General features: G+C 40.2%; 9 protein-coding genes, 1 tRNA gene and 2 pseudogenes. 6 read left to right on the top strand and 6 right to left on the bottom strand.

Translation table 11 applies throughout. The annotated features are described in order from the left end of the window. Nucleotides 1-43 precede the first annotated feature (43 nt). Nucleotides 44-2,392: a hypothetical protein gene (locus QZ276_RS10635; RefSeq protein ID WP_292487839.1), complete on the bottom strand. Its 2,349-nt coding sequence runs from the start codon at nt 2,390-2,392 to the stop codon at nt 44-46. A gap of 388 nt (nt 2,393-2,780) precedes the next feature. On the opposite strand from QZ276_RS10635, the gene QZ276_RS10630 reads away from it, so the two are divergent. Both QZ276_RS10630 and QZ276_RS10625 read left to right on the top strand, forming a co-directional pair. Further along, complete coding sequence (locus tag QZ276_RS10630) at nt 2,781-3,434, top strand: phosphoribosyltransferase (RefSeq protein WP_292487840.1); 654 nt, start codon at nt 2,781-2,783, stop codon at nt 3,432-3,434. Nucleotides 3,435-3,445: 11 nt separating this feature from the next. After that, nucleotides 3,446-4,102 carry a dienelactone hydrolase family protein gene (locus QZ276_RS10625; protein ID WP_292487838.1) on the top strand — a complete coding sequence of 219 codons (657 nt, stop codon included), beginning with the start codon at nt 3,446-3,448 and terminating at the stop codon, nt 4,100-4,102. A 40-nt stretch (nt 4,103-4,142) separates the two neighbouring features. Here QZ276_RS10625 and QZ276_RS10620 read toward each other — a convergent pair. Continuing rightward, nucleotides 4,143-4,216, bottom strand: a tRNA-Val gene (locus QZ276_RS10620). 108 nt (nt 4,217-4,324) lie between these two features. Here QZ276_RS10620 and QZ276_RS10615 point away from each other — a divergent pair. From QZ276_RS10615 to QZ276_RS10600, 4 genes and pseudogenes are all read left to right on the top strand, one after another. Beyond that, on the top strand, nt 4,325-4,960 hold the full coding sequence (locus tag QZ276_RS10615) for a magnesium transporter (RefSeq protein WP_292487837.1): 636 nt from the start codon (nt 4,325-4,327) through the stop codon (nt 4,958-4,960). Continuing rightward, nucleotides 4,957-5,514 (top strand): magnesium transporter, encoded by a 558-nt coding sequence (locus QZ276_RS10610; protein WP_292487836.1) that lies wholly within the window; start codon nt 4,957-4,959, stop codon nt 5,512-5,514. Before QZ276_RS10615 ends, QZ276_RS10610 begins: the two co-directional genes overlap by 4 nt. A 61-nt stretch (nt 5,515-5,575) precedes the next feature. After that, the gene (locus QZ276_RS10605) at nt 5,576-6,787 is read left to right on the top strand and encodes a potassium channel family protein (RefSeq protein WP_292487835.1); all 1,212 of its coding nucleotides are present in this window, start codon (nt 5,576-5,578) and stop codon (nt 6,785-6,787) included. Nucleotides 6,788-6,807: 20 nt separating this feature from the next. Further along, nucleotides 6,808-7,014 (top strand): annotated as a pseudogene (locus QZ276_RS10600) (zinc ribbon domain-containing protein); the annotation flags it as partial. An 89-nt stretch (nt 7,015-7,103) separates the two neighbouring features. Here QZ276_RS10600 and rpiA read toward each other — a convergent pair. The 4 genes and pseudogenes from rpiA to QZ276_RS10580 all read right to left on the bottom strand — a co-directional run. After that, entirely contained in the window at nt 7,104-7,808 is a 705-nt protein-coding gene (gene rpiA, locus QZ276_RS10595) for a ribose 5-phosphate isomerase A (RefSeq protein ID WP_292487834.1), read from the bottom strand. A 32-nt stretch (nt 7,809-7,840) separates the two neighbouring features. Next, nucleotides 7,841-9,172 carry an aspartate--tRNA(Asn) ligase gene (gene aspS, locus QZ276_RS10590; protein WP_292487833.1) on the bottom strand — a complete coding sequence of 444 codons (1,332 nt, stop codon included), beginning with the start codon at nt 9,170-9,172 and terminating at the stop codon, nt 7,841-7,843. A gap of 66 nt (nt 9,173-9,238) precedes the next feature. Further along, nucleotides 9,239-10,495: a Glu-tRNA(Gln) amidotransferase subunit GatD gene (gene gatD, locus QZ276_RS10585; RefSeq protein WP_292487832.1), complete on the bottom strand. Its 1,257-nt coding sequence runs from the start codon at nt 10,493-10,495 to the stop codon at nt 9,239-9,241. 9 nt (nt 10,496-10,504) lie between these two features. Next, nucleotides 10,505-10,873 (bottom strand): annotated as a pseudogene (locus QZ276_RS10580) (argininosuccinate lyase); the annotation flags it as partial.

Genomic DNA, 10,873 nt, shown 5'->3' with positions numbered 1-10,873 from the left:
GGAGGAGGAAGTAATTACTTCCTTAAACCCCCTTATTCGTTATTTACAGGCCCTCGAAGAACTTGTTAATCACATTCATGACCTGTGGTTTGGCGGTTTCAGCACTGTCTTCGAAGCAATTATCTTCCTCTTCTTGTATAGAGGCGAAGTAGCCGTTAATTGCGTTCATTACTTCGGATTTATCTATTGTACCACTGTTGTCTGCATCATAGTTCATCCAGAAGTCTTCACCTTCATGGCAGTCATTGTCATCCATACTCACCATGTCTGGTGGGATGAACAGCCTGAGGTCGTGGTGGGTAACTGCATCGTCATCAGCATTCCAGTCCATGTCTCCATATTTGTCCTGGAGATACAGTGCATCGACACATGTCCAAGTTCCACTGCAGTCAGTATCATACCACATTATGTGGTCTTCTATTGTATCAGTCATTACAACATCGGATGCTCCTACATCCATGTCTCCACCCATGACCATTGTGTATGGTTCATAGGTTGTACCGTCGACTGTTACTTCAGTAAGTCTGAGGTCATATTCGCTAACATCTCCACTGTCGTCAGCATCAATGTAGAGACCATCAGCATAGATAAGGTCTCCTTCAAAGTCCATCATTTGGGCATTGAAGTCGAGGTCCTTGTCATGTGGTGATTTGACCTTGGTGTTTGCTTCATATACAGTTTCTGTGATTGTAATGTTGTTCAGTCTTACATCACCATCTGTAACTTGCATGTTGCTGTCGTTATCCATGTTGATGTATGCAGCGTCTCCTGGTGTGAAGTCGCCGGATCCATCTCTGTCAATGAATCCTACAAATATATTTCCTGGGTTCTTGAGTGTGTATGTAGTATCTTCATCACAGAGCACTTTTGTACCACATTCATACCAGTCTTCCATCTGATAGAATGGACTGGTTGGGTCATTGAATGGTTCATACAATCTGTGGTCACCATTGGTTACTACAAAGTTATCAATACCTCCTTCAGTGAACTGCTGTATATAGAGCTTGTCTGGACAGGTCCAACTCTGTGTGCAGTCTGAATCTACATATCCGATAATATCGCCTACATCACCGATTGTTCCAAGGTCCCAGCCTACATCACTGTCAGGGTTCACCTGGCCATTTTCTACAACAGACCATGCGTCACCGAATTCACCTTTAGCTACATTATCCTGGTCAAATACTGGCACATCATTTAATCTGACATCTCCATCTGATACATCAGTACTGTTATCAGCATCTATGTAAAGTGGGTCTCCTACAGAGAATCCAGCATTTCCATCGATGTCAGCATATCTGATTATATTCTGGTTATCAAAGTCCACGAGTGGATGTTCAAGGTCTGCTGCATTACTTGGTCCAACTTTGGTGTTTGGTTCAAATGTATTGGACACGCTTGTCAGTCTGACATCACCGAACGATACGTCTCCACTGTTGTCCATGTCTAGATAGATTTCATCTTTACCATCTTCATAGTATGCGATATCAGCATTCATCTTTGGCATCAATGCGTAGGTAACATCATGGTCACCCTGTACAACTTTTGTACCGCATTCAGGTACACATTCTTCATCTGGTGGTATGTAAAGTCTGACATCACCGATTGTTACAGCTTCGTCGAACCATGGAGCATTTCCATCTTCAGTTATTCTATCTTCAGTTATTACATGTGGCTGTTTGATGTAAAGCTTGTCTTCACAGCTCCAGTCACCACTGTCATCGGCATCTACATAACCTATAAGGTCAGCTATGTTACCAGTATCACCAATTTCGTTAAGTGGTTCACCCATGTCTCCCTGTTCACCGGCATCAGCGGATGTGCTGACAACACTCCATTTCTGGTTGTCTGCATCGTTTAGTTCACCGGCGTTATACATCAGGTCACCAAGGTTGCTGTCATCGAGTGAGTAAACATCTACTGGTGGTACATCTGTTAATCTGATGTCACCATTGGACACTTCACTATCGTTATTAACATCTACATATACTGGGTCATAGAGATCGAATTTATCGTTGCCATTTATATCCCAGTATGTGATGATATCCTGCTCGTCTAATACTGTTGCGCTTTTCAGGTTGTCATCGTCTTCTGACATGACTTTGGTGTTAGGTTCATAGGTTTCATGCCAGCCAGTAAGTCTTATATCACCAGCACTTACTATGCCGTCACCATCCATATCAACGTAATACCACTCTCCACCGTTTACGATGATTTGTGGCGTACCTTCAAAAGTGTCATTTAACAGGAATGTGGTCTCCTCATCACATTGTTCTACTTGAGTACCACATGGTTTTTCCCATGTACATTTTGCATCTGTAGCAGCAGATGATAGTCCTGTAAATGCCAGGCATAACACAGCTGCAATCAAAAGAGCTTTTATTTTGAATCCCATATTCACTTTACCTCCTTGTTGTTAAACATTGGAATATTTATCAGACAGCATGGAGGATGGGATGTCCAGAACTCTTCCACAATAGATTCACAATAACCACAGCTGCTCCACAACTACGCTGTGAAGTGCTCTTGTTCTGGACTCCCACTCTACTATACCCCCATTTTAACTGCATACGTATCTATACAATTCGAGAATATATATTCTTAAGAAAAACAATTTCAGAAAACAGTTTTGAAAATAAGTTTAGAATTATTGTTCTAAAACTCTGTTACTTAACAACGTTTCAGAATTTTGTTACATAAACCAGCTTTTTTAAAAGTAAGGACCTTTAAGAAAACCAATAAATAACAAAAAGCCATATTTTTAAATGTGAATTGGGGGATTGATTTTGAGATTCAAAAATCGAGAAGATGCAGGTAAAAGACTTGCTGATGAATTAACAGAATATGCAAACCGAAATGACGTCATTATACTGGCACTACCACGGGGAGGAGTGCCTGTTGCCTATGAAGTAGCAAAAAAACTGGAAGTTCCCATGGATATATTTCTTGTCAGGAAACTGGGAGTTCCGGGTCAGGAAGAACTGGCAATGGGTGCAATCGCATCCGGTGGTGTAGAAGTCCTGAACGAAGATATTGTACAGTCGCTGGGTATATCCAGAAGTACAATAGACAAAGTTGCAGAAAAAGAGCACAGAGAACTTGAAAGAAGAGAAAAATCGTACCGTGGGGACCGTCCAAAACCTGGGATAAAAGACAAACATGTAATACTCATAGACGATGGTCTGGCAACCGGTGCAAGCATGAGGTCCGCAGTAAGAGCTGTTCGTTCATGGAATCCTGCTGAAGTAATAGTTGCAGTTCCTACATCAGCACCAGATACCTGTAAACTGTTTGAGTATGAAGCAGACAGTATCGTGTGCCTGTCAACCCCTGAACCCTTTTATGGTGTAGGTGCATGGTACGAAGATTTCTCACAGACTACCGATAAAGAAGTTAGTGACCTGCTGGAGAAAGCTGAAAATTTAATCAAAGGTTAAGGTTGATTGACATGAATATGGGAAGTGAGGATAAAACAGTACAGATTTCAGTAGATTCAGAACAGATAGAAGGCGATTTAACAATACCAGATAACCCAGATGGGATAATAATATTTGCTCACGGAAGTGGAAGCAGTCGACACAGCCCCAGAAACAAATACGTAGCCCAGAATCTGCAGGATAACGGATTTGCAACTCTTCTTATCGATTTATTGACACCGGATGAAGATGAAACCGATAGATTGACCGGTCGTCTAAGATTTGATATCGACCTTCTATCACGACGTCTTGTAACTGCTACCAACTGGGTTTTGAACAATCTCGACACCAGTAATTTAAATATCGGATATTTCGGAGCCAGTACTGGTGCTGCAGCCGCACTCATCGCAGCCGCCCAGCACCCCATGTATATTAATGCCGTAGTGTCCAGAGGCGGAAGACCCGACCTTGCAGAACATATTTTTGACAGGGTACAGGCACCTACACTCCTTATTGTTGGAGGAAACGACCCACAGGTTATAGAACTTAATAAATGGGCTATGGAGAGAATGAATGCAGAAAAGAAACTGGAAATTGTACCCGGTGCAACACACCTTTTTGAAGAACCCGGCAAACTGGAAGAAGTCTCCAAACTGGCAGGTGAATGGTTCAAACAGTATCTAAAATAAGGTTTAAAAATTAGAAAATCACAATCTCAAAAAACCAAAGTGGGCCCGCTGCGATTCGAACGCAGGATCCTCGCCGTGTAAAGGCGATGTCATAACCTACTAGACCACGGGCCCATACCAGACATATTTAACGCATTCCCTAATGTTATTAGTCATATATAGTCTTTTTTGATTAACAACTCGCACGATTATTTTAAGGATAATAATGTAAATGGATAGTATATGCGATATGAGCCCGAGACAGATATAGATAATGAACCGGACGAATTCGAGTCCGAAATGATTGAAGAGTCTCTGAGCGAATACGCAAGCATCAAATCAATTATATCAGAGGCTCTCCCATTTGAGATTCTTGCAACATTTGGAGGTGTTATAGCAGGTATAATACTCTCGGGCATGACAGAGCAACTGGAACTTGTACCCGGGTTGATAGTTATAGCTCCAGCAGTTCTGGGACTTAGAGGAAATATATCATGTACACTCGGCTCAAGACTTGGAAGCGCCGTGCATATGGGTTTGATTACACGGGTAGAAAGAAATCCAGAACTAATAAACAACATAGCGGGCTCCCTTACATTAAGTCTTATACTCACAATTGTACTCGGGATAATGGGACATTATATAACGATTCTAATGGGACTTGATAGTGCTGGTGCCCTTGTTCTTACATCAATTGCTGTAATAAGTGGCGTATCCTCTGGAATTATACTTTCAATAATTACTATATTACTCGCACTTGGTATGTTTAGGTTCGGTTTTGACCCAGATAATGTAGTTACACCTTCAATTGCAACTCTGGGAGATATTATATCCATGTTAATGCTGTTTTTAGCTACCAGGTTGGTGATTGCAATATGAGCTATTATACCGTACCTGGAATAGTAAAAAGAAGCCTTCCTGTTCTTTTTGTCACCACCATCATAGGTATTTTTTCCGGACAGATTCTTAATGCAAGGATAGAGAATCTGGTATCACTACCATCTTTGCTTGTACTTATACCCGCTCTTATAAAAGTTGGCGGAGATACTGGGAGTATGTTGGGTGCCCGTTTGTCTTCAGCATTTCATCTTGGTATGGGTGGAAACATACACAAAAATCCGGTTGTTAAAAATAGTCTGTTAGGCGCTCTGATAGTAGGAATTACAGCCTGTTTCATACTAAGTATTGTGGTATGGTCTGTTAGTAATTTGATGGGAATTGGACTTGAATATATTACCTTTTTCAAAATCTGTATGATTGCAGGAATACTGGAATTGATAGCTGTCTATGCAATCACGGTATTAATAGCATTTGCCTCACAACGATTCGGACTTGACCCGGATGATACTGTTATACCATTGATAGCAACACTTGGTGATCTTATAGGTGTTGCTGGAATATTCACAACCCTTTATCTGATAGGTCTTATTTAATATATTAGCAAAAAGGTTTAAATTATTATACAAATAAAAACATCAAATACTGGTAGACAATATGAAATCCAAAGAAGTAAAGTATACCCCCCGCAACCTCAAAGATACCTTAATAGAAATGAAGGACATTTCCGAATTAATGGTTGACCTTGCATATTCTGCCATGATATACGATGATGTAGACATTGCAGAAGAAGTGCTATATCTTGAAGAAAAAATGAATCTACTGGACTACCAAATGAAAATTACCGCCATGCTGAGCGCCCGCCGTATCGAAGAAGCAGAAGAAATGTCAGGGGTGCTTCAGGTAGCTGATTCATCAGAAACCATCGCCAATGCAGCAGGTGACATTGCAAAAATCGTATTAAGGGACATGGGGATTCCGCTTGAACTTAAATATGCTCTCCGCGAAGCTGAAGAAACGGTGGTACGTGCGACTGTAAGTGAAAAATCCAAAATGGTAAACAAAACTCTTGGGGATTTGGAACTTGATACAGAAACTGGAATGACAATAATTGCTTTACGCAGAAACCATAACTGGATATATGACCCAAACGAAAATACAAAGATAAAAGAAGGTGATGTGCTATTTGCCAAGGGTCATGATGAAGGCATTCCCCTGTTTGTAGAACTTGCAATAGGTAGAAAATATTCTCCAAAAAAAATTGATTATGAACCAGGTTTAAAAGGTCTAAAACAGGCAGTGGACATTATAGTAGATATGAAAAATATGGCAGAACTGTCAGTCGGGTTATCCTATTCTGCAATTCTTTTTGATAATGAAGATATTGCCCATGAGGTCAAAATCCTTGAATCTGAAATGGATTCCATGAAATATGAACTCCAGCATTGGGTGCTTGAAACTGCAAAACATCTTAATGATCCCAGCCAATTACGGGGACTCCTGCACCTTGCCAATGCATCAGAAACAATATCTGACGCGGGATATGGGATAGCAGATACTGTATTAAGAGATATTGAAACCCATCCGGTCATCACACTTGCTGTCAGAGGTTCTGATGAGGTAATAACAAAACTAGAAGTAGAGGATTGTTCACCGATAGTCGGCAAGACTTTCAAGGATTTAAAACTTGAAACAGAGACCGGTGTACACATAATGGCTATGAAGCGCAACAACAGATGGGTATATTCACCAAGTGACAGAACTACTGTGCAGAGTGGTGATGTACTGATTGCCAGAGGTACTCATACAGGAGAAGATGCATTAATAGATGTCTGTAAATGTCCCGTTGAAGAAGAGGACAATTATTAAAAGATAGGGGGTGTTTCATTTATAAAGCAGAATGGTATGGTAAAAATATCATCGAGATAGGACGATTTGATCCATCTAGCAAAATCTGTCATGTATGTGGATATTATAATAAGGATTTAGAATTAAAAGACAGAGAATGGGAATGTCCTGACTGCAAAACGATACATGATAGAGACATCAACGCATCAGTTAATATTAAAAAATTCGCATTAGATAAGCAAATCTAATAGGAACATAAGCACCTTCGGAACGAAGGGTAGAGCCTGTGGACTTGTTCCCATAAGGGAAAAGGATGAAACAGGAAGCATCTGAGTCTTTAACTCAGGTGTAGTTCACCAAATGTCCCATCATTTTTGCCTATATAGATTTCATCTATAATACCGGTAAATATTCCATGCTCCACTATACCAGGTATAGCAGACAGTTCTGAAGCCAGATTATTTGGGTTTTCGACCACATCAAATTCTGCATCAATTATGAGGTTGCCGTTATCTGTAATAACAGGACCATCTTTATGCACAGCCTGACGGATTTCAGGTTCCGCTCCCATATCTTGTATCTTTTGCAGAACCAGATTTCTGGAATATGGAAGAATCTCAACTGGTACAGAATGATTCAATTTATCGCTGAGTTTGGATTCATCAATCACTGCCACAAATTGTTTCGATGAACATGCCACCACTTTCTCTCTTGTATGAGCAGCTCCTCCGCCTTTGATTGCATTAAGTTCAAAATCTATCTGATCGGCTCCATCTATATCAAGGTCAAGTACAGGATGTTCAGATAGACTGGTAAGAGGTATCCCTGCATCGATTGCAAGCATTTCTGACTGATAGGAAGTTACCACTGCCTGTACATCAAGTTCCTCTTGATTGATCCTTTTTCCAACTTCACTTATTGCATAGGCGGTAGTAGAACCTGTTCCGAGTCCTATTATCATTCCGTCTTCTACAAGACCTGCAGCTGCAACCCCTGCAGATTCCTTTCCTGAATCTGATGTATTTTTATTTCTACCCTTCATCTTACCGATACCCCAAAAAATAAAAAGTAGTATCAGGGTGATAATCTTCGTCTGTCTCTGGGGAACAGAACAACTTCCCTGATATTTTCCAGTCCAAGCATTGTCATTAACAGACGTTCACAACCGAGACCCCATCCTGCATGTGGGGGCATTCCATAACCGAAAGCATCCAGATAAAAATCGAAACTATCCGGGTCAAGTCCCTGATTTTCTATCCTGTTTTTCAGCATATCATAATAATGAATTCTTTGAGCTCCTGATGAAAGTTCCAGCCTTGTGTGCATCATATCAAATGTTTTACTGATTTCAGGATTATCTTCATAAGGCATTGCATAGAACGGTTTTATCTCGGTCGGCCAGTCAATTATAAAGTAATGATGTGCACCGGTTTCATTGTATACATGTTCACCAAGTGTATGTTCAGAAAGTGTACTTAAATCATCACCCCATTCCAGTTCTTCCTTACCATACTGGTTAATAATATCAATTGCTTCCGAATAGGTTAATCTTTTGAATGGTGTTTCTGGCACTTCAAGGTCAATACCAAGATACTCAAGTTGCTGAGATGCATTTTCTTTTACCTGTGAATATGCATGAACAATTGTATTTTCCAGTGTTTCCATAATATCAAAATGGTCTGAAAAACTGGATTCCATATCTATGGATGTTGCCTCGTTCAGATGTCTGCGGGTATCATGTTCCTCTGCCCTAAATATAGGACCAATTTCAAAAACCTTTTCCAGTCCACCAGACATCAATATCTGCTTGAAGAGCTGGGGGCTCTGGTTTAAAAATGCCTCTCTATCAAAATAGGTTATCGGGAAAAGTGATGTTCCACCTTCTGTAGCAGTTGCCACAACTTTTGGAGTGGTGGTCTCGATAAAACCTTCTCTTGTAAAGTTATCCCGTACAGCCTTTAATACTTCATGACGGATTTTGAATATAGCACTGGTTCTTGGTTTCCGTAAATCCACATAACGTGAATCAAGACAGGTGTCCATTTCTGCTTCCACTTTACCGGTGGTATCCAGTGGAAGTGGAGTACAGGATTCATTGAGCACTGTTATATCATCGGGTAATACTTCATAACCGTTAGGTGCTTTTTCTTCAGGCTTTACTGTGCCTGTAACAGATATTACCGATTCACGCATCAGTTTTTTAGCTTTATTAAAGAAATCTGCATCTACTTTTTTCTTTACAAGGGTCACCTGTGCCATACCTTCACGGTCGCGAAGGACTACAAAACAGATACCTCCAAGGTCTCGCACTTCATGTACCCAGCCGGCAAGATTAACGTTTTTGTCAGCCATCTCTTCCGGTTCTATATCTCTTGTATGGTGTGTTCTAAGTTTTTCCATTAACATATATTCACCTTGATAAATTTGAAATTATAGAATTAAAATTACTTTCATAAATTTAATTGTCCTCTTTTAACATAGGCTTCTGGAAGTCATTTCATGTGAAATATTGGATTTCAGCATTTCTATTGCTGTATCAAAATCATCTGTCTGTCCAAGTACCCACATTAGTTTAACATGTGCGACTTCCGGGAGCATATCTTCAGCTTCAATAGCTCCAGCTTTTAGCATATCTCTTCCTGTATCATAAACTCTGTCACATACTCTTCCGTTCAAACATTGAGATGCTACAACTACCGGTATTCCAGAGTTCACTGCCCTTTCAATTTCTGGTACCCAGTCTGTTGATACATGTCCCAGACCTGTTCCTTCCAGAACAATTCCCCTATAACCTGAATCAATATAATGCGAAAGTACATCAGGGCTTGTTCCGGGTGTGAATTTTACAAGACCACAGCTTGGTTCTATCTGTTCTCTGACATTTAATTTTCTGGTGCCGCGTTTTGTGTAATCCGAAATTGTTTCTATTTTACGGTTTGAATAATCGACAAAACCAATAGGGTCTGAGTTTATGGATTTGAAAGCATCCCTTCTGGATGTATGCATCTTCCTTACCTGTGTACCACGGTGTATTTCACAGTAATTATCTGATGTTGTCCCGTGCATTACTGCAGTTACTTCAGCAATATCACTTGTTGCAACAGTTGCTGCACATATTGCATTCATTGCATTGTCACTGCTCGGTCTGTCCGCACTTCTTTGAGACCCTACAAACACTATCGGAACCGGTGTATCAATCATAAACGACAGTGCAGCTGCCGAATACATCATAGTATCCGTCCCATGTGCTATTATAATACCGTCTGCACCGTTTTCAATTTCTTTTGAAACCGTCTTTGCAAGTTCAGTCCAGTATTCAGGTTTCATATTCTCGGACAGTACATTGTACACCACATTACCGGTGAACTCTGCGATTTCACTCAATTCAGGTATTGTTTCAAGTATATCATCTGCTGAAAATTGTGCAGTTACTGCTCCTGTTCTGTAATCGATTTTACTTGCAATCGTTCCACCTGTTGAAAGAATAGATACTTTGGGGAGATTACTTTTTTGTTTTGTAGATGCAGATTCAGGTTTAAAAAATTGTGTTTTTTCCTCTGTTTCTTTCTTTTCCACAACAGTGATTTCAGCATTTTCAGGATGTATCCCAGCATTATAGCCACTGTCCATTTTCAGTACAATATGCTCCGTATTGCTGGGTCTTACAATACCCTCATATACAACATCGTTTTTTACTATCTGTACCCGGTCTCCCTGTTCTAAATCCATAACAATCACTTATTTACCTTTAATACAGCCATCAACAAGATCAAACAGATTATCAATGGAACTGTTTATATTACTGTTTACCTTTTCAAGCTTTTTTTCATCATTTTCCAGTTTAGATTTACAGTTATTGATACATCTAAGCATTTCATCAGGAGCAGGTCCACCGATAACATCGCGTTTTTTAATGTTTAAAACCGGATCAAGTGCTTCCTGAACCAGTCCCTCAGTTAATCCAATATCACTTAATTTTTTACCCATTACATCCAGTGATACATTATCTATTTTTTCAATTGTTGGTGTACCGGGTTCTTTGGCAATCGCACCTATTATCTGATGAGCCGTTCTAAACGGTATACCCGTCACCCTTACAAGTGTATC

The sequence above is a fragment of the Methanohalobium sp. genome (assembly GCF_018609725.1).
In the GTDB taxonomy this organism is placed as follows: Archaea; Halobacteriota; Methanosarcinia; order Methanosarcinales; family Methanosarcinaceae; genus Methanohalobium.
Note: the sequence above shows the minus strand (reverse complement) of the source record. Positions and strands in the feature narration are given on the sequence as shown.

Coding starts and splice junctions, on each gene's coding strand:
- gatD (WP_292487832.1), bottom strand. CDS start 10,495: ATGGATTTAGAACAGGGAGACCGGGTACAGATAGTAAAAAACGATGTT.
- QZ276_RS10625 (WP_292487838.1), top strand. CDS start 3,446: ATGAATATGGGAAGTGAGGATAAAACAGTACAGATTTCAGTAGATTCA.
- QZ276_RS10610 (WP_292487836.1), top strand. CDS start 4,957: ATGAGCTATTATACCGTACCTGGAATAGTAAAAAGAAGCCTTCCTGTT.
- rpiA (WP_292487834.1), bottom strand. CDS start 7,808: ATGAAGGGTAGAAATAAAAATACATCAGATTCAGGAAAGGAATCTGCA.
- QZ276_RS10635 (WP_292487839.1), bottom strand. CDS start 2,392: ATGGGATTCAAAATAAAAGCTCTTTTGATTGCAGCTGTGTTATGCCTG.
- QZ276_RS10605 (WP_292487835.1), top strand. CDS start 5,576: ATGAAATCCAAAGAAGTAAAGTATACCCCCCGCAACCTCAAAGATACC.
- aspS (WP_292487833.1), bottom strand. CDS start 9,172: ATGTTAATGGAAAAACTTAGAACACACCATACAAGAGATATAGAACCG.
- QZ276_RS10615 (WP_292487837.1), top strand. CDS start 4,325: ATGCGATATGAGCCCGAGACAGATATAGATAATGAACCGGACGAATTC.